Raw genomic sequence first — 19,110 nt, forward strand, 5'->3', positions numbered from 1 at the left:
CCGTTGTTGGCAACCTGCAGAGCAGACGCCATTCGCGTGGCGAGGCAGGAGGCGACTTTCCGGCATCAACGGTGTCGACGACAGCTCGTGCTGCCGGGCACTCGGTGACAGAGGGCTACTACTGCGCATAGCTTGCGGAGAGAGGGACGGCCTACTTGATGTCAGCTTCCTCGACGGGCACCAACATCAGCACCCTGGTTGTCTTCCCGGTCGTCGTGTCAGTGACCGCGAACCTCCAGGTGTCCTCGCCGAGGGCTTCACGGGGGATCGGTTCACCGTTGCGCGTCAGCTGATACGTCGGGCCAGTGAATGTGCGATTGGGGACCGGAGTGGAGCCAAAGCCCCGCTCGCTGACATGCATCAGCAGAACGTCGCCAGAGTCGGCCTTCTGAGCAATGTCGTCGCCTGAGTCGATCTCCGTGACCCCGACGATCTTGAAGCCGTACCCCGACCCTGTGTGATCTCCACCCACCGTTGCCCTCCCCGTGCGTCTGCTCCGGCAAGAACGCTACGTGGCATCCCTGAGAACCAGCCGGGCCGACATACCCGTCCGGCCCTCCGGCAGGTTGACGAGGCTTTTGCAGGGTCTGACCTTAGGCTCGAACTGTGCCCACGGAAGTCGTCGTCGCGATAATCGCGGTGTGCGGCGTGGTCCTGACCCAGGTGGTCACCTACGCAATCAGCCGCCAGAACGCCAATGATCTGCGGGCGAACATCGACCGCGAAGTCGACATCATCGGCAAGCTGCAACCAACCTCCGACGAGGCCAAGAAGCTGGAAGCTCACGTCAGGGCCAGCATCGGCAAGCTCATCCACCGCGACGAGCGCCGCGAGCAGCTCGTCGACATTATCTGGACCTTCGCGCCACTGTTCCTGGTCAGTAGCATGCTGTTGGGCCTGCAATGGTGGCGACAGCGCGGTGTGCCGGAGGTGATTGGCCCTGGTGTGGCCGTCGTGTACTACGGACTGTTCGCGTTCTGGGTGCTGTTGGCGCTGCGATACCTCTGGCAATCCGCCCGCTTGATTTACTCGCTCGCCAAGATTTTGTTCGGATACATGCGCTTGTCGTGGACGTGGGTTCGGATCAGCCGCATGTGGATACGCTCGGTCTTCCTGAAGCGCAGGAACCGCAAGACGAAGGAGCGACTTGGAGCTGTCATCGACATCGCCCAGGATCTGCTCGACACCTTGGACGAATATCCCGACACTGGCGACGAGGGTATGCGGGCAGCAAGAGAGCAGGCAGGAGAGAAAGCAGCGCGCCGACTCGCCGATGTAGGCATCACGCTCAAGTCGAGGCCGATCCCGCACTACTGAGCCCATTCGCGTAGCTCACCACCCTCAGTGAGAGTTATGGCGGCACCCACACCAACACGGAGTGCAGCAGCGCTGCCGCCACAAACCACGCCAGCAGCCTCACGGTGTGACTCCTCTCATTAACGAGGCACGGAGGTGGCCTCACCCCTTCCGAAACGCTCGGAGCCAAAATTGCGGCGTCTTCGGTTGCGGCTCGCCTAGACCAGCTCGACGAGGCCGGTCGTGGACCGTCGCCACCGGTTGCCGCTGGCGTCGGTGAACTGCACCTTGGCGACGACATGCGAAGGGGAAACGTTCGGGTTGCTGTAGTTCCCCTCGCCATCGAGACCGCCACCCGCGAGTAGCTCCTCTGCGGTGACGTTCTCCGGTGGAAAAGAGACGGGGAGTCCCCCAGGCGCACGTTCAGGCTTGACTATTGGGACCACTGCACCCGGCAGGCCGACGAGTGTCATACTCTGCGCCCCTGGCCCCCCAACGTATTCTGCCGACTCCAGCGCCACATCCAGAATTGGCTGCTGTCCGTTGTCCTCGACGTGGACGATGAAGTAAGGGGGGTTGTTGTGTTGCCCTGGATACGGCCCATCCACCTCTAGTAAGACCAGACGCGCCTGGGCGCGGTCGGTGGCGAGCTGTTCGGCCTGCCGGTCAGTGCGGGCGCGGGTGGCGATAAACAGCGCCGCGAACGTGGCACCCACCGTAGCGATAGCCGACAGCGAGGCAGTCCACCCCGCGCCCGTATCGAACCGCTGGAGGATGAACGCGCCCACGCCTATCCCGACGACCCATAGGACGGCCTTCGCGCCCGAGAACACCAGTCTGTGCACGTACCGAGATTACGAACCCTATAGAACCAAGGCGACCGCGCCGCGCCGGGTGGCGAGGCTCTTGATGGCTTCGTACTTGAGGAGCAGGCCCACAGCTTCATTTCAGAGGTTGTGTCGGTGCGCAGCCATAGCATCGGAGCATGGGCGACTGGGGTCTGGCGGTGATCGCGCTGAGTGTGTCTGTTGTGTCGGTAGTTGTCGCAGTGTGTTCTGTGGTCTACGCCCGCCGGTCGGCCAGTGCCTCGGTCCGGTCTGCGGATGCAGCAACGCGGTCGGCGGACGTCGCCGAACAGGCTGAGATCCATCGACAACACGGCTGGCGCATCGAGGCCTCTGCGAATGACTCGGTCAAGTCATTTGCATTGCGTAACGTCGGCACGATCAACGCGCGCAACGTGACCCTTGAGGGAAACTTCTTTCAGGTGAGGTTCCGTCGGATTGATGAGTATGACGACGGACCCGTGCACATAGCGGCTGGACAGGCCCGACTGTTGGAGATGAGGCATTCTTTCAGCCGCAGCGGCGGCGAGGTTCACATCACCTGGATACCTGATCTGCCAGATGCAGAGCCGATGACGTGGACTGAGGTGCCACCGGCGGCCCCCGCTGCTGAGCGTCCACGCGCAATACGAGCGCGGCGAGATCTGCCTGGTCCCCCTCGGGTTCAGTAAATGGCCGCCCCCGCCGGTACACGCATCAAGCCGACCGACTCGATCTCGCTCAGGTCGAAGATATCTCGCGCTCTTGGGTCAACGCCGACCAGCATCGCAGCAGTACAAGCGCACCGCTTGCTCGCCTCTAATCGCCAAGTATGTCGAGCGGCTGCTGGGCGCCCGGGATGGCAATCCCAGCGGGTAGACCTCCCGCAAGACATCCCGGCAAGCGGATCGAGCTCCTCGCGGGCACCGTCCGCAACGCCACTGAGTGCGCACCTGTCACACTTTGCTCGTTTCGCAACACGCCGAATGTAGCAACGCGTCAGAAAGCCTCGCCAATCAATTGACGATGACGTAATCTCCTTGCCTGGCGGGGGTGACCAGGCAAGGAGTTCGTTGTGGCCAAGCATCGTAAGGTCTCAGCTAAGCAAAACAATCAGGCTAAGCGCTTAGCGGTCGTTGCGTTTCTGGGTCTGGTGGTCGCCTCGCCCGGGCTCGCGGTCGCGTCCGCCGAAGCCACCGAAGGCGCGTCTGCGTCGTCCGGTGCCGATTCCGGCACGAAGCCCGATGCGGGTCCGAAGGCTGATCGGGACGCTGAGGGCGACGATGCAGGCGGTGAAGATGCAGGCGGTGAAGATGCAGGCGTCGACCAGGACGTCGACGGTGACGAGGACGTCGACGGTGACGAGGACGTCGACGGTGACGAGGACGCCGACGGTGACGAGGACGAGGACGACACCGATGAGGCCGACGAACCAACCGATCCGGAATCCGCCGGAGAGGAGACGGTCGACGGGGACGACACCGATCCCGAGCCGACACCGGATCCCGAGACTGCCACCCAGACGGCCGCGCTGAGAAGTAACGACCCGAGCCTGGTGGCGGACGAGCAAACCGCGTCGACCTCCGTCGTCATCGAGCCGGAAGCGAAGACTCCAGATAGTGATGAGCCTGCGGCGGAGGCGCCGAGCACGCTGATGGTCACCACTGCCGATGTGCCTGCAGAAGAGGACACGAAGTCGCCGTGGGACTTCCTGCCCGAGTATCCGGAGATCGCGGGCGTCACCAAGACCGAGGTGGCCGCTGTCGTCTTCATCGCCGCGGCGGCCGCCACCGTGGTGTCCATTCCGATCGCGCCGCTGTTGACGATCCCGCTGCTGCTCGTCACCGTTGCCGCCTGGACACGGTTCGAGGAGCTCGGCACCAACCATCACGCACCCACCGCAGAGGTGGTCGGCACCGTCCGGGCTCTCGGCCTGGTCACCGGCACGCTGATCGGCGACGACGAAGACGGTGACCCGGTCAACATCACCTTGGCGACCGGGCCGGCGAACGGCAACGTGGAGATCATCGGCAGCCCGTTGCTGGGGGGCTTCCAGTACCTCTACACCGCGAACAACCCGCTCACCCTCGGGGAGATCGACGACTCGTTCACCATCACGATCGACGACAAGGGAGGCTGGCGCAACCACCCGCTGGGGATGCACACGGTCACGATGACGATCGACGTGAAGTCGGGTGCGGTGATCAACAGCTTCCCGGTTTTCACCCAGCAGGCGACCATCGTCAGCGTCGACCCCGACACCCAGCAGATGCAGGGCACCTTCGCTGCCACCGATCCTGACGGCACGCCGCTGACGTTCACCGGTCTCGCCGTGTCGTCGCTGTTGGGGACGACCGTCCAGGTCAGCTCCGACGAGGACGGCAACGGCACCTTCACCTACACCCCGTCGGATGCCGCCATTCAGGCTGCGGCGCTCGACATACTCGGCGTCGGCGATCTGATCACGATCACCGCAACCGATGCCAACGGCGGCTTCGCGATCAGCACGGTCACCGTTCACCTCGTCCCCCCGAACAGCCCGCCCCTCGTCGTCCCCGTCGGGACGGCGATCCCCGACATCGTCAGCGGAGTCGCAACCGGATCCGTGCTCGGCACCGATCCCGACGGCGACGACCTGCACTACAGCGTGACCGGGTACGGGGGAGGCCAGTCGGCCATCCTCGGCAGCGGCAGCATGGTGGTCGTCGACTCCGACGGCAAGTGGACCTACATCCCGTCGCTGGACGGTGGCGATCCGATCCTGGGGATCATCGACGACAGCTTCAGGATCTATGTGACCGACGGCCGCGGCGGAGAAGCCTCCACCCTCATCGGCCTGATCACCCACGAGCTCAACATCGACTACGACAACACCGTCGTCAGCGGGGGAGTGACTGGTGGGCTGTCGATCCCGTCTGCGATGTCCGGTCTGCTCACCTACAGCCTGGGGGCAGGTGCCCCTGCAGGCGTCACCGTCAACCCCGACGGCACGTACGCCTACACCGGCACCTCGCAGACGAGTTTCTCGATCGTGGGCACCAACACCGACGGTGCGTCGTTGACCGTGGCCAATGTCACAGTCACGCCCAACCAGGCGCCGACGCTGACCACCAAGGGTCTGAACATCACACTCACCCCCGGGAAGACCGAGGTCTGGACCGGCGTGACCGTCAATGACCCCGACGGTGACAGCCTGACCTGGACCTACTCTGCGTCGAACGGGTCCGTCAGCTTCTCCCTACCGGTCGACATCACCGACCCCATCAGCGGTTCCAGGACCAGCAGTCGGACCGTGACCTACAAGTCGAACGGTGGCAGTGACGGCAGTGCTTGGCCGATCCAACTGCCCTCCAACGGCCCCTCTGACACGATCTACCTCACGGTCACCGACTCGAAGGGGCTGTCGACGACGTTCACGCTGTCCTATCCGGCGTGAGGGGCCACTGTCCCCGTTCCATCGTCACCCAAACCGCCGGGCAATAACCGGTCTCCACTTGTGGTTCATACTGAGAGGCACTGACGACAGGGTTCCGCGCCGGGACCGGCAAGGGTGGTGGAGATGACGAGGCTTGATTCGGTCGAGCGGGCGGTGGCCGATATCGCCGCAGGCAAGGCCGTGGTCGTCATCGACGACGAGGACCGGGAGAACGAAGGCGATCTGATCTTCGCCGCCGAGAAGGCCACTCCCGAACTCGTCGCGTTCATGGTCCGCTACACGTCCGGGTATCTGTGCGTTCCGCTCGACGGCGACATCTGCGACCGGCTCGGCCTGCTGCCGATGTACGCGGTCAACCAGGACAAGCACGGCACCGCCTACACCGTCACCGTGGACGCGAAACTCGGTGTCGGGACCGGCATCTCGGCCTCGGACCGGGCGACCACCATGAGGCTGCTGGCCGATCCGACCAGTGTCGTCGACGACTTCACCAAACCCGGGCACGTGGTCCCGCTGCGCGCCAAGGACGGCGGGGTGCTGCGTCGTCCCGGCCACACCGAGGCGGCCGTCGACCTGGCCCGGCTCGCCGGACTGCAGCCTGCCGGCGCGATCTGCGAGATCGTCAGCCAGAAGGACGAGGGCGACATGGCGCAGACCGATGAGCTGCGCATCTTCGCCGACGAACACGACTTGGCCCTCATCTCGATCGCCGACCTGATCGAGTGGCGGCGCAAGCACGAAAAGCACATCGAGCGGGTCGCCGAGGCCCGCATCCCGACCCGCCACGGTGAGTTCCGGGCCGTCGGATACACCAGCATCTACGACGAGGTCGAGCACGTCGCGTTGGTCCGTGGCGACATCGCCGGCCCCCACGGGGACGGTCACGACGTGCTGGTGCGGGTGCACTCCGAGTGCCTGACCGGTGACGTGTTCGGCTCCCGCCGTTGCGACTGCGGGCCACAGCTCGACGCCGCGCTGGCCATGGTGGCCCGCGAAGGTCGCGGGGTGGTGCTCTACATGCGAGGCCACGAGGGCCGGGGGATCGGCCTGATGCACAAGCTGCAGGCCTACCAGCTCCAGGATGCCGGTGACGACACCGTCGACGCCAACCTCAAGCTGGGGCTGCCGGCCGACGCCCGCGACTACGGGATAGGTGCCCAGATACTCGTCGACCTCGGCGTGCGGTCGATGCGTCTGCTGACCAACAACCCAGCCAAGCGCGTCGGGCTGGACGGGTACGGCCTGCACATCATCGAGCGGGTGCCACTGCCGGTGCGGGCCAACGCCGAGAACATCCGATACCTGATGACCAAGCGCGACCGGATGGGCCATGACCTGGTCGGTCTGGAGGACTTCGACGAGGCACTGCCCGGAGAGTTCGGTGGCGCAGTATGAGCACCCACAGTGGAGGGGCGAAATGAGTCCTGCGGCCGGCGTCCCGGACCTCCCCGAGCTCGACGCCTCTGACATCACGTTGGGCATCGTCGCCAGCACCTGGCACGAGACGATCTGCGACGCGCTCCTCGAGGGTGCGCGAAGAACGGCGGCAGGCGCGGGGATCGCAGACCCGACGATCGTGCGGGTGCTCGGCGCCATCGAGATACCGGTGGTGGCGCAGGCGTTGGCCGCGACCCATGACGCCGTGGTGGCGCTCGGCGTGGTGATCCGCGGGGAGACACCACATTTCGACTACGTCTGCGATGCCGTCACGACCGGGCTGACGCGGGTGTCGCTGGACGCGTCCACACCCGTCGCCAACGGAGTGCTCACCACCAACACCGAACACCAGGCGCTCGACCGCGCAGGGCTGCCGACATCGGCCGAGGACAAGGGCGCCCAGGCCGCCGCGGCCGCACTGTCGACGGCGCTCACGCTGCGCCGGCTGAGCTCGTGAACACTGCCGGCAAGGACACCTGGGACGTCCAGGTCAAGCCACACCTGACACCGATCTTCGCCTACGGCGCGGCGCTGGTGATCCTGGCCGCCCACGTTGTTGTCGGGGTGCTGCTCAAGGCGTCGTCCACCGGGGTGATCTTCCGCACCGCCGACCAGGTGGCCATCGCGATGGTCGGCGCGGTCATCGCGGCCTTCGTGTGTCTGCTCGCGCGGCCTCGGCTGCGGATCGGACCCTCCGGGGTTGCGGTGCGAAACCTCTTCGGATACAAGCTGTTCCCCTGGAGTGAAGTCAGAGGCGTGTCGTTTCACCCAGGTGCGCGCTGGGCGCGGCTCGATCTCCCCGACGACGAGTACATGGCGGTGATGGCCATCCAGGCCGTCGACAAGCGAAGAGCCGTCGAGTCGATGGAGCGGGTGCGTACCGCGCTGCGTCGCTACCAGCCCGACATCAATTCGACCCACCCATGACCACGCCCTCGCGACGCGGGTCGGCGCCACCGATCCAGCCGGACGTGCCGCGGACGAGGGCGGACAGCCCGCTGGACTGATCGCCGACGTCCACCTGGTGGCCGAGTTCGCGCAGCCCGCGTACCAACGGATCGTGGTCACCGTCGTCCGAGGCGTCGATCGACGGGTGCTCGCCGCCGACGTTCGTCTTCGGGGAGTTGGCCGCGCCGAAGTCGACCGAGGAGACCGCCTGCTGCGGATCCAGGCCCCAGTCCAGGATGCCCACAACGGTTTTCACGACGAACTGGATGATCGTAGCCCCGCCGGGCGAGCCGGTGACGGCGTACAGCCGACCGCGGGCACCGGCGGCGCCCGGTTCGAAGATCAGTGTCGGCGCCATCGTGCTGCGGGGGCGTTTGCCCGGCTGCAGGCGGTTGGCCACCGGCACCCCGTCCGGGCCGACCGGCTCTGCGGAGAAATCGGTCAGCTGGTTGTTCAGCAGGAATCCGTCGACCATGTGGAACGCGCCGAACGCCGACTCGATGGTCGTCGTGAACGACGCCGCATTGCCCTGCCGGTCGACCACGCTGATGTGGCTGGTGCCGTGCTCCGGCGGTGCCGGCACGGGGGCGATGGGGGGCCCGAACTCGCCAGGCTGCGCCGTGCCCATCGTGCGGTCCGGCGAGATCAGCGCCGCGCGTCCCACCAGGTAGTCGCTGCCCAGCAACGTGGCGGGGGACCCTCCGGGAAGCGGCACGAAGTCCGTGTCGGCGACATAGCGGTCCCGGTCGGCGTAGGCGAGTCGCTCGGCTTCGGAGATCAGGTGCACGCCCATCACAGTGGGCCGGCCACCGTTGAGGTCGACGTCGGTTGGTTTGTGCTGGTCCATCGGGAAGTGCTCGAGCATCCCCAGGGTCGCGGCAACGGCGATGCCGCCGGAGGACGGGGGCGGCATGCCGCAGATCTGTTTGCCTCGGTAGCCCGTGCACAGCGGTTCGCGCATCTTCGTTCGGTAACCGGCCAGATCCTCGACGGTGATCAGGCCCGGGGTGCGTCCCCCCGAGGTGTCGGCCACCGCGGCGACGATGTTGCGGGCGATCTCGCCGGTGTAGAACGCTTCCGGGTCGGAGGCGATGGCGCCCAACGTTTTTGCATACGCCGGATTGGTCAGGACGCTCTGCGCGGATTTCGGGGAGCCGTCGGGTTCCAGGAAGTACGCTGCGGCGTCCGCGTCGAGCCGCAGCTGCGGTGCGGCATCGGCGATGGCGGCCGCGAGCCGGGGGCTGATGTCGAAGCCGTCGTCGGCCAGCGCCACGGCGGGAGTGAACAGGTCGCGCCACGGTGTCTCGCCGTGTTCGGCATGCACGTCGGCCAACATCCGCACGACGCCGGGCACGCCGATGGAGCGGCCGGAGGCGCGGGTATCAGGTTGCGGGTCCGTCTTGTCGGCTTCGGAGACCCACCGCAGATAGTTCTCGGTCGCCGCGGCCGGGGCCACCTCACGTCCGTCATAGGCCTGCACGGCACCACCGGCGGCGTCGTAGTAGAGCAGGAACCCGCCCCCGCCGAGTCCTGAGGACTGCGGTTCGACCAGCCCGAGGACCGCTTGCGCGGTGACGATCGCATCCGCGGCGGTGCCGCCGTCCCGCAGCACCTGACACGCGGCCTGCGTGGCGAGCGGGTTCGCGGTGGCCACCGCGAAGCCGGTGGCGGCGACGGTGGTCATGTCCGTGCGGTATCCCGTGGCGGTCTCGGGTGCTGCCGTGGTGTCCCGGTTGCCGGGCTCCGTCGACGACTCCGCCCGCGGTGCCGGGGTGCCGTTGGCGACGATGTCACACGGACCTGCCGGGGGCGGGGCGGCGCTCTGGTCGCCTGCGCATCCGGCAAGCACCAGCACCACCGCCAGCAGCGGCCACCCCACCCGTCGCGCGGACCAGAACCGCATCATTCGACGGTAGTCGATCGGCCGCGTCGGGACACCGCAGTAACCTGGGTTGCGTGCCCGATCCAGCGACGTACCGACCCGCTCCTGGATCGATTCCCGTCCAACCGGGTGTCTACAGGTTCCGGGATCCGCACGGCCGGGTCATCTATGTCGGCAAGGCCAAGAGCCTGCGCAGCCGGCTCAACTCCTATTTCGCCGACATCGGCGGCTTGGCTCCGCGCACCCGGCAGATGGTGCGCACCGCGGCGGGTGTCGAGTGGACGGTTGTCAACACCGAAGTGGAGGCGCTGCAACTCGAGTACAACTGGATCAAGGAGTTCGACCCGCGGTTCAACATCCGGTACCGCGACGACAAGTCCTATCCGGTGCTGGCGGTGACCCTCAACGAGGAGTATCCCCGGCTGATGGTCTACCGCGGCCCGCGGCGCAAGGGCGTGCGGTACTTCGGCCCGTACTCGCACGCCTGGGCCATCCGCGAAACCCTGGACCTGCTCACCCGGGTGTTCCCGGCCCGTACCTGCTCGGCGGGAGTGTTCAAGCGGCACACCCAGATTGACCGCCCATGTCTTCTCGGCTACATCGACAAGTGTTCGGCGCCGTGCATCGGCCGCGTCAGCGCGCAGGAGCACCGGCGGATCGTCCTGGACTTCTGCGACTTCCTCGCGGGCAAAACCGACCGGTTGGTCCGTGAGATGGAACAGCAGATGAACGCCGCGGCCGCGGATCTGGACTTCGAGCGCGCCGCCAGGCTGCGCGACAACATCTCCGCGATGCGGCGGGCACTCGAGAAGCAGGCGGTGGTGTTGGGTGACGGCACCGACGCCGACGTCGTCGCGTTCGCCGACGACGAGTTGGAGGCGGCGGTCCAGGTGTTCCACGTGCGGGGCGGACGGGTCCGCGGGCAACGCGGATGGATCATCGAAAAGTCCGGGGAACCGGGCGAATCCACTCCGGAATACCTGGTCGAACAATTCGTGACGCAGTTCTACGGAGACCAGGCCGAGCTCAGTGGTGCCGGCGCCGCCGGAACAGACGAAGCCACCAATCCGGTGCCGCGCCAGGTTCTGGTCCCGGTGCTGCCGGGCAACTCCGAGGAGCTGGAGACCTGGTTGTGTCAGCTGCGGGGGTCGCGGGTGTCGCTGCGGGTGCCGCAGCGCGGGGACAAACGGGCCCTGGCCGAGACGGTGCGGCGCAACGCGCAGGACGCGCTGGCGCAGCACAAACTCAAGCGTGCCGGTGACTTCACCGCGAGAAGTGCTGCGCTGCAGAGCATTCAGGAAGCTCTCGGTCTGGAAGACGCGCCGTTGCGCATCGAGTGTGTCGACATCAGCCACGTACAGGGCACCGACGTGGTCGCGTCGCTGGTGGTGTTCGAGGACGGGCTGCCCCGCAAATCCGACTACCGGCACTACGCGATCCGCGACGCCGCAGGCGATGGCCGGTCCGACGACGTGGCCTCGATCGCCGAGGTGACCCGCCGGCGGTTCCACCGTCATCTGCGTGATGTCCAGGAGCGCGCCGACGATCAGCTGGAAAACGATCCTCGCACGAGCGCCCGTCCGTCCAGGTTCGCGTACCCGCCGAACCTTTTTGTCGTCGACGGTGGTGCCCCCCAGGTGAACGCGGCCGCCGCAGTTCTCGAAGAGTTGGGCATCACAGACGTCGCGGTGATCGGGTTGGCGAAGCGGCTGGAGGAGGTGTGGGTGCCGTCCCACGACGCATCACCGCAGGAGCCCGTCATCTTCTCCCGCAACAGCGACGGGCTGTATCTGCTGCAACGGGTGCGTGACGAAGCCCACCGGTTCGCGATCACCTACCACCGCAGCAAGCGGTCCAAGCGGATGACGGCCTCGGCGCTGGATTCGGTGCGGGGTCTGGGTCAGCACCGCCGGAAGGCGCTGGTCACCCATTTCGGGTCGCTTGCCAGGCTGAAACAGGCGAGCGTCGAGGAGATCACCGCGGTCCCGGGCATCGGTGAGACAACAGCGCGGGCGGTGCTGGACGCGCTGGGCGGGGTCGGCCCGGAGGCCGTTTCGGAGGCGCCCGCGGCGGTTATCGGCAATGATCAGGACAGCAGGGCATCGGGATGACAGAGCAGGGAATGCACGAGGAACTGCATGACGGCGGCAACCCGGAAGACGCCGAGCCGGGTATCGACGTGGTGCTCGTCACGGGCCTCTCGGGCGCCGGTCGGGGCACTGCGGCAAAGGTGCTCGAGGATCTCGGCTGGTACGTCGCCGACAACCTGCCGCCCGAACTGATCGCGCGGATGGTCGAGCTGGGGCTGGCCGCGGGATCGCGCATCACCCAGCTCGCCGTGGTGATGGATGTGCGGTCGCGGGGCTTCACCGGCGATCTCGACTGGGTGCGCTCCGACCTGGCGACCCGCAACATCACCCCGCGGGTGCTCTTCCTGGATTCCTCCGACGACATCCTGGTGCGCAGGTACGAGCAGAACCGCCGCAGTCATCCGTTGCAGGGCAACCAGACACTCGCCGAGGGCATCGCCGCGGAACGGTCGATGCTGGCTCCGGTGCGGGCCGCCGCCGACCTGGTGATCGACACCTCGGCGTTGTCGGTGCCCGCTCTGCGGGAGAGCATCGAACGCGCCTTCGGTGGCGAGACCGTCGACCACACCAACGTCACCGTGGAGTCCTTCGGCTACAAGTACGGCCTGCCCATGGACGCCGACACCGTGATGGACGTCCGGTTCCTGCCCAACCCGCACTGGGTCGACAACCTGCGGCCGCACTCCGGCCAGCACTCCGACGTCCGGGACTACGTACTTGGCCAACCCGGCGCCGTGGAGTTCCTCGACTCCTACCATCAGCTGTTGGACGTCGTGATCGACGGCTACCGGCGGGAGGGGAAGCGCTACATGACCGTCGCCATCGGCTGTACCGGCGGCAAGCATCGCAGCGTGGCGATGGCCGAGGCGCTGGCAGCCCGGCTGGAGCGCGGCGCGGCGTTGACGGTGCGGGTACTGCACCGGGATCTGGGGCGCGAATGAGGTTCCCCGCACGCGAGGAGGACAGATGAGTTTCTCCGCACGCGAGGAGGACAGATGAGTCCCCGCATCGTCGCTCTGGGCGGCGGACACGGGCTCTATGCCACGCTGTCGGCGGCACGCCGGATCAGCCCGCACGTCACCGCTGTGGTCACCGTCGCCGACGACGGTGGTTCGTCCGGCCGGTTGCGCAACGAGCTGGGTGTGGTGCCGCCGGGTGATCTGCGAATGGCGTTGGCGGCGTTGGCTTCCGACAGTCCGCAGGGCACTTTGTGGGCGACGATCATCCAGCACAGGTTCGGCGGCAGCGGCGCCCTGGCCGGCCATCCGATCGGCAACCTGATCCTGGCCGGACTGCACGAGGTCCTCGCCGACCCGGTGGCGGCGCTCGACGAACTGGGCCGGGTGCTCGGCGTCAAGGGCCGGGTGTTGCCGATGTGCCCGGTGGGGCTCGAAATCGAGGCCGACGTGGTGGGTCTGGAGTCCGACCCCCGCATCGGCCGCGCGATCCGGGGCCAGGTGGCGATCGCCACGACCGTGGGCAAGGTGCGCCGGGTCCGGCTGCTGCCCGGCGACCCGCCGGCGACGAGGCAGGCCGTCGACGCGATCATGCACGCCGACCTGGTCGTGCTCGGGCCGGGTTCGTGGTTCACCAGCGTGATTCCGCACGTGCTGGTGCCGCAGTTGGCGGCGGCGCTGCGAGCGACGCCCGCCCGCCGCGCCCTGGTGCTCAACCTGGTGGCCGAGCCGGGGGAGACGGCGGGGTTCTCGGTGGAGCGCCACATCCACGTGCTGGCCCAGCATGCGCCGGACTTCACCGTGCACGACATCATCGTCGATTCCGCCAGCGTGCCCAGCGACCGCGAGCGGGACCAGTTGCGCCGCACCGCCACCATCCTCGACGCCCACGTTGAGTTTGCTGCCGTTTCCAGACCTGGTACACCTTTACATGACCCGGCGAGGTTGGCCGCGGCGCTCGAGGGGGTACGCAGGCGCGGCATGGCACCAACCGACACAGCCCAGGCGCCCCAGCAGCCGACTGTGCCCGCACCGACAGTGAACGGACCGAGAGGTGACGACCCGTGGCGATGACAGCCGAGGTCAAGGACGAGCTCAGCCGGTTGGTGGTCAATTCGGTGAGTGCACGCCGGGCCGAGGTGGCCTCACTGCTGCGGTTCGCCGGTGGGCTGCACATCGTGTCCGGGCGGGTGGTCGTGGAGGCCGAGGTCGACCTGGGCATCATCGCCCGCAGGCTGCGCAAGGACATCTACGACCTGTACGGCTACAACGCGGTGGTGCACGTGCTGTCCGCGAGCGGTATCCGCAAGAGCACCCGGTATGTGGTGCGGGTCGCCAAGGACGGGGAAGCGCTGGCCAGGCAAACCGGTCTGCTCGACCTGCGCGGCCGGCCGGTGCGCGGGCTGCCCGCCCAGGTCGTCGGCGGAAGCGTCGCCGACGCCGAGGCTGCTTGGCGGGGCGCGTTTTTGGCGCACGGATCGCTCACCGAGCCTGGGCGGTCGTCGGCGCTGGAGGTCAGCTGCCCCGGCCCGGAGGCCGCCCTGGCGCTCGTGGGTGCGGCCCGGCGGCTGGGGGTCGGCGCGAAGGCACGCGAGGTGCGCGGCAGCGACCGTGTCGTGGTTCGAGACGGCGAGGCCATCGGCGCATTGCTCACCCGGATGGGTGCGCAGGACACCCGGCTCACCTGGGAGGAGCGCCGGATGCGCCGCGAGGTGCGGGCGACGGCGAACCGGTTGGCCAACTTCGACGACGCCAACCTGCGGCGGTCCGCGCGGGCCGCGGTGGCTGCGGCCGCCCGCGTGGAACGTGCGCTGGAGATCCTCGGCGATACGGTGCCCGACCATCTCGCCGCCGCGGGCAGTCTGCGCGTGGCGCACCGGCAGGCGTCCCTGGAGGAGCTCGGCCGCCTTGCCGAGCCCCCGATGACCAAAGACGCTGTGGCGGGGAGGATTCGGCGGCTGCTGTCGATGGCCGACCGCAAGGCCAAGCAGGACGGTGTCCCCGACACCGAGTCGGCGGTGACCCCGGACCTGCTGGAAGACGCCTGACATGAGGGTGGGTGTGGCCTATCCGGACCCGCCGTTCAACGCGATGCCGGGCGACACCGGCCTGGACATCGAGCTGATGGCCGAACTCGCCCGCGCGCTCGGTGAGTCCGTCGAGTTCGTCGGCTACGAGGGTGCGGATTTCGACGGGATCTTCGCGCGTCTGGAAGCCGGCGACTACGACTGCGTCGCCGCGGGCACCACCGTGACACCGGCCCGCGAAGCCAGGGCGGGGTTTCTCCCGCCGTATCTGATCTCCGGGCAGGCCCTGGCCGTCGACACCGGCCGGCTGCCACAGGTGCACTCGATCGACGACCTCGACGGCCTGACGATCGGGGTGCAGCGCGGCAACACCAGCGAGCCGATCGCCGAGCGCCTCGTCGCCGAGGGTAAGGCCGCGCGGGTGCGGGTCTACGAATACGGCGACATCGAGGCGGCGGTGCGTGGCCTGGGCAACGGCGAATGTGATGCGGTGATGAAGCTGGCTCCGGTGCTGACCGAGCTCGTCAAGTCGCTGCCCGGTGTCGACGTGGTGCAGCAAGGCCTTTCGGTGGAGCACATCGCGATCGCGGTGGCGCCCGCCGACCAGGCGCTCGCGGGCAGGCTGCGGGTCGCCCAGGCCGAGCTCGAAGAGGACGGCACGCTGCAGCGGATTCGACGCAAATGGCTGGGAAGCCCGTATGTCGACCAGAGCCTGGGATCGCTCTGAGACGTCGGGGACAGGCCGCGCGCAGCGGGAAGGGCACCGACTAGGCTGAACGCCGAGCGATGCCGAAGAGTTCAGTGACGAAACAAGAGGAGAAAGACGTGACGATCCGGGTAGGCGTGAACGGCTTCGGCCGCATCGGACGCAACTTCTTCCGCGCGCTGGATGCGCAGAAGGCCGAAGGAAAGAACAGCGACATCGAGATCGTGGCTGTCAACGACCTCACCGACAACGCCACGCTCGCCCACCTGCTGAAGTTCGACTCGATCCTGGGCCGACTGCCCTACGACGTCAGCCTCGAGGGCGAGGACACCATCGTCATCGGCGACACCAAGATCAAGGCGCTCGAGGTCAAGGAGGGCCCGTCCGCCCTTCCCTGGGGTGACCTGGGAGTCGACGTCGTCGTCGAGTCGACCGGCATCTTCACCGCCCGCGCCAAAGCGCAGGGCCACCTCGACGCGGGCGCCAAGAAGGTCATCATCTCCGCGCCCGCCAGCGACGAGGACATCACGATCGTGCTCGGCGTCAACGACGAGAAGTACGACGGCAGCCAGAACATCATCTCCAACGCGTCGTGCACCACGAACTGCCTGGGCCCGATGGCCAAGGTGCTCCAGGACGAGTTCGGCATCGTCAAGGGTCTGATGACGACGATCCACGCCTACACCCAGGACCAGAACCTGCAGGACGGTCCGCACAAGGATCTGCGCCGGGCCCGTGCGGCGGCGCTCAACATCGTGCCCACCTCGACCGGCGCGGCCAAGGCGATCGGTCTGGTGATGCCGGAACTCAAGGGCAAGCTGGACGGATACGCGCTGCGGGTGCCGATCCCCACCGGTTCGGTCACCGACCTCACCGTCGAGCTGGCGAAGGCCGCTTCGGCTGACGAGATCAACGCCGCGATGAAGGCGGCCGCCGACGGCAGGCTCAAGGGCATCCTGAAGTACTACGACGCGCCGATCGTGTCCAGCGACATCGTCACCGATCCGCACAGCTCGATCTTCGACTCGGGTCTGACCAAGGTCATCGACGACCAGGCCAAGGTCGTCTCCTGGTACGACAACGAGTGGGGCTACTCCAACCGGCTGGTCGACCTGGTCGGCCTGGTCGGCAAGTCGCTTTGAGGGCGAGCGAAGCGACGGGAAAGTAGGTAGACAGCGATGGGCATCAAGTCGCTCGACGACCTTCTCTCAGAGGGAGTGACAGGGCGGGGCGTGCTGGTGCGCTCCGACCTCAACGTCCCGCTCGATGATGGCTCGATCACCGACCCCGGCCGCATCATCGCATCGGTTCCGACGCTGAAGGCGCTCAGCGACGCCGGGGCGAAGGTCGTCGTGACCGCGCATCTGGGCAGGCCGAAGGGTGAGCCGGACCCCAAGTTCTCCCTGGCCCCGGTCGCTGCGGCGCTGGGCGAGAGGCTGGGCCGGCACGTCCAGCTCGCCGGTGACGTCGTCGGGTCCGATGCGCTCGCCCGCGCCGAGGGGCTCACCGACGGTGACATCCTGCTGCTGGAGAACATCCGTTTCGACGGCAGGGAGACCAGCAAGGACGACGCCGAACGCCTCTCGCTGGCCAGGGCGCTCGTCGAGCTGGTGGGTGAGGACGGTGCGTTCGTCTCCGACGGTTTCGGTGTCGTGCACCGCAAGCAGGCCTCGGTGTACGACGTCGCCACGTTGTTGCCGCACTACGCGGGCACCCTGGTCGCGGCCGAGGTCAAGGTTCTCGAGCAGCTGACCAGTTCCACAGAGAAGCCGTACGCGGTGGTTCTCGGCGGATCCAAGGTTTCCGACAAGATCGCCGTCATCGAGAACCTGGCCACCAAGGCCGACAGCCTGGTCATCGGTGGCGGTATGTGCTTCACATTCCTTGCCGCACAGGGACTCTCAGTCGGTAGCTCGCTGCTCGAAGAGAGCATGGTCGACACCTGCCGCAAGCTGCTGGACACCTACGGCGACGTGCTGCACCTGCCGGTCGACATCGTCGTTGCGGAGAAGTTCGCAGCCGATTCCCCGGCTGAGACCGTGGCCGCAGACAAGATCCCGGACGGCAAGATGGGACTGGACGTCGGACCGGAGTCGGTGAAACGGTTCACCGCGCTGCTGTCCAACGCCAAAACCATCTTCTGGAACGGTCCGATGGGGGTCTTCGAGTTCCCGGCGTTCGCGGCCGGCACCAAGGGGGTGGCCGAAGCCATCGTCGCCGCCACCGGCAAAGGCGCCTTCAGCGTCGTCGGCGGTGGGGACTCGGCAGCCGCCGTGCGCCAGCTGGGCCTGCCCGAGGACGGCTTTTCCCACATTTCCACCGGTGGCGGCGCCTCGCTGGAATACCTTGAGGGCAAAGAGCTGCCCGGCATCCAGATCCTGTCGGACTGAACTAGGAGACTCTCGTGTCGCGTAAGCCGTTGATCGCCGGCAACTGGAAGATGAACCTCAACCATTTCGAGGCGATCGCGCTGGTGCAGAAGATCGCTTTCTCGTTGCCGGACAAGTACTTCGACAAAGTCGATGTCACCGTGATCCCGCCGTTCACCGATCTGCGCAGCGTCCAGACGCTTGTCGACGGAGACAAACTGCGGCTCACCTACGGCGCGCAGGACCTCTCGCAGCATGACTCGGGCGCCTACACCGGTGAGATCAGCGGCGCGTTTCTGGCCAAGCTCGGCTGCACGTTCGCCGTGGTCGGGCACTCCGAGCGGCGGACCTACCACAACGAGGACGACGCGCTGGTCGCGGCGAAGGCGGCGGCCGCGTTCAAGCACGGGTTGACGCCGATCATCTGCATCGGTGAGCACCTCGACATCCGGGAAGCCGGCAACCATGTCGAGTACAACCTCGGTCAGCTGCGCGGCTCGCTGGCCGGGTTGTCGGCCGACCAGATCGCCGAGGCTGTCATCGCCTATGAACCGGTGTGGGCGATCGGCACCGGACGGGTGGCCAGTGCGGCCGACGCGCAGGAGGTGTGTGAAGCGATTCGCACCGAACTCGCCGCGCTGGCGTCTGTCGACGTCGCTGCCGGGGTGCGGATCCTCTACGGCGGTTCGGTCAACGTCAAGAACGTCGGTGAGATCGTCGGTCAGGCCGACGTCGACGGTGCGCTGGTCGGTGGGGCGTCGCTGGACGGTGAGCAGTTCGCGACTCTGTCCGCCATCGCGGCGGGCGGCCCCCTTCCCTAACCCGCAGCCCTGGGGCACATCCCGCGCCCTGTAGTCTGGCGGCCATGGAATTGGCCCTGCAGATCATCCTGGTCGTGACCAGTGTGCTGGTCGTGCTCCTGGTACTGCTGCACCGCGCCAAAGGTGGCGGTCTGTCCAGCCTGTTCGGCGGCGGCGTGCAGTCCAGCCTGTCCGGCTCCACAGTGGTCGAGAAGAACCTGGACCGGTTGACGCTGTTCGTCACCGGTATCTGGGTGGTGTCCATCGTCGGCACAGCTCTCCAGATCAAGTACGGCTAGGTCTCGACGTCGCCGGCGCCCCACCCTGCACGCCGGCAAC

General features: G+C 67.1%; 17 protein-coding genes. 14 read left to right on the forward strand and 3 right to left on the reverse strand.

All coding sequences use genetic code 11. The annotated features are described in order from the left end of the window. Positions 1-151: 151 nt before the first annotated feature. Positions 152-472, reverse strand: coding sequence for a hypothetical protein (locus G6N53_RS17175; RefSeq protein ID WP_163890329.1), 321 nt, complete (start codon positions 470-472; stop codon positions 152-154). A 134-nt stretch (positions 473-606) separates the two neighbouring features. On the opposite strand from G6N53_RS17175, the gene G6N53_RS17180 reads away from it, so the two are divergent. Then, positions 607-1,317 carry a hypothetical protein gene (locus tag G6N53_RS17180; protein WP_163890331.1) on the forward strand — a complete coding sequence of 237 codons (711 nt, stop codon included), beginning with the start codon at positions 607-609 and terminating at the stop codon, positions 1,315-1,317. Between the two features lie 197 nt (positions 1,318-1,514). On the opposite strand, the gene G6N53_RS17185 is transcribed toward G6N53_RS17180, so the two are convergent. After that, positions 1,515-2,141 carry a hypothetical protein gene (locus G6N53_RS17185; protein ID WP_163890333.1) on the reverse strand — a complete coding sequence of 209 codons (627 nt, stop codon included), beginning with the start codon at positions 2,139-2,141 and terminating at the stop codon, positions 1,515-1,517. A gap of 1,132 nt (positions 2,142-3,273) precedes the next feature. Between G6N53_RS17185 and G6N53_RS17190 the strand changes: the two genes are divergently transcribed. The 4 genes from G6N53_RS17190 (at position 3,274) to G6N53_RS17205 (ending at position 7,920) form a co-directional block, all read left to right on the forward strand. After that, positions 3,274-5,556 carry an Ig-like domain-containing protein gene (locus G6N53_RS17190; RefSeq protein WP_163890335.1) on the forward strand — a complete coding sequence of 761 codons (2,283 nt, stop codon included), beginning with the start codon at positions 3,274-3,276 and terminating at the stop codon, positions 5,554-5,556. A 123-nt stretch (positions 5,557-5,679) separates the two neighbouring features. After that, a complete protein-coding gene (locus tag G6N53_RS17195) occupies positions 5,680-6,951 on the forward strand; it encodes a bifunctional 3,4-dihydroxy-2-butanone-4-phosphate synthase/GTP cyclohydrolase II (RefSeq protein WP_163890337.1) in 1,272 nt (423 codons plus the stop codon). A gap of 22 nt (positions 6,952-6,973) precedes the next feature. After that, positions 6,974-7,450 carry a 6,7-dimethyl-8-ribityllumazine synthase gene (gene ribH, locus G6N53_RS17200; protein WP_163890339.1) on the forward strand — a complete coding sequence of 159 codons (477 nt, stop codon included), beginning with the start codon at positions 6,974-6,976 and terminating at the stop codon, positions 7,448-7,450. After that, entirely contained in the window at positions 7,447-7,920 is a 474-nt protein-coding gene (locus tag G6N53_RS17205) for a PH domain-containing protein (protein ID WP_163890341.1), read from the forward strand. The genes ribH and G6N53_RS17205 overlap by 4 nt, the downstream gene beginning before the upstream one ends. Here G6N53_RS17205 and G6N53_RS17210 read toward each other — a convergent pair. Further along, on the reverse strand, positions 7,901-9,847 hold the full coding sequence (locus tag G6N53_RS17210) for a gamma-glutamyltransferase family protein (RefSeq protein ID WP_205390405.1): 1,947 nt from the start codon (positions 9,845-9,847) through the stop codon (positions 7,901-7,903). The genes G6N53_RS17205 and G6N53_RS17210 overlap by 20 nt on opposite strands. Before the next feature lie 50 nt (positions 9,848-9,897). On the opposite strand from G6N53_RS17210, the gene uvrC reads away from it, so the two are divergent. The 9 genes from uvrC (at position 9,898) to secG (ending at position 19,070) form a co-directional block, all read left to right on the forward strand. Next, positions 9,898-11,934, forward strand: a complete 2,037-nt coding sequence (gene uvrC / locus G6N53_RS17215) for an excinuclease ABC subunit UvrC (RefSeq protein ID WP_163890344.1) — start codon at positions 9,898-9,900, stop codon at positions 11,932-11,934. Continuing rightward, entirely contained in the window at positions 11,931-12,854 is a 924-nt protein-coding gene (gene rapZ / locus G6N53_RS17220) for an RNase adapter RapZ (RefSeq protein ID WP_163890346.1), read from the forward strand. Before uvrC ends, rapZ begins: the two co-directional genes overlap by 4 nt. Positions 12,855-12,908: 54 nt before the next feature. Then, a complete protein-coding gene (locus tag G6N53_RS17225; RefSeq protein WP_163890348.1) occupies positions 12,909-13,943 on the forward strand; it encodes a gluconeogenesis factor YvcK family protein in 1,035 nt (344 codons plus the stop codon). Beyond that, on the forward strand, positions 13,940-14,917 hold the full coding sequence (gene whiA, locus G6N53_RS17230) for a DNA-binding protein WhiA (protein ID WP_205390572.1): 978 nt from the start codon (positions 13,940-13,942) through the stop codon (positions 14,915-14,917). Before G6N53_RS17225 ends, whiA begins: the two co-directional genes overlap by 4 nt. A gap of 1 nt (position 14,918) precedes the next feature. Then, complete coding sequence (locus tag G6N53_RS17235) at positions 14,919-15,623, forward strand: ABC transporter substrate-binding protein (protein ID WP_163890352.1); 705 nt, start codon at positions 14,919-14,921, stop codon at positions 15,621-15,623. A 98-nt stretch (positions 15,624-15,721) separates the two neighbouring features. Then, positions 15,722-16,744, forward strand: coding sequence for a type I glyceraldehyde-3-phosphate dehydrogenase (gap, locus tag G6N53_RS17240; RefSeq protein WP_163890354.1), 1,023 nt, complete (start codon positions 15,722-15,724; stop codon positions 16,742-16,744). A 36-nt stretch (positions 16,745-16,780) separates the two neighbouring features. Then, positions 16,781-17,992, forward strand: coding sequence for a phosphoglycerate kinase (locus G6N53_RS17245; RefSeq protein ID WP_163890356.1), 1,212 nt, complete (start codon positions 16,781-16,783; stop codon positions 17,990-17,992). A gap of 14 nt (positions 17,993-18,006) precedes the next feature. Then, complete coding sequence (gene tpiA / locus G6N53_RS17250) at positions 18,007-18,792, forward strand: triose-phosphate isomerase (RefSeq protein ID WP_163890358.1); 786 nt, start codon at positions 18,007-18,009, stop codon at positions 18,790-18,792. Positions 18,793-18,836: 44 nt separating this feature from the next. Further along, positions 18,837-19,070, forward strand: coding sequence for a preprotein translocase subunit SecG (gene secG / locus G6N53_RS17255; RefSeq protein ID WP_159229020.1), 234 nt, complete (start codon positions 18,837-18,839; stop codon positions 19,068-19,070). Positions 19,071-19,110 lie beyond the last annotated feature (40 nt).

This window comes from Mycolicibacterium hippocampi (genome assembly GCF_010723735.1).
In the GTDB taxonomy this organism is placed as follows: Bacteria; Actinomycetota; Actinomycetes; order Mycobacteriales; family Mycobacteriaceae; genus Mycobacterium; species Mycobacterium hippocampi.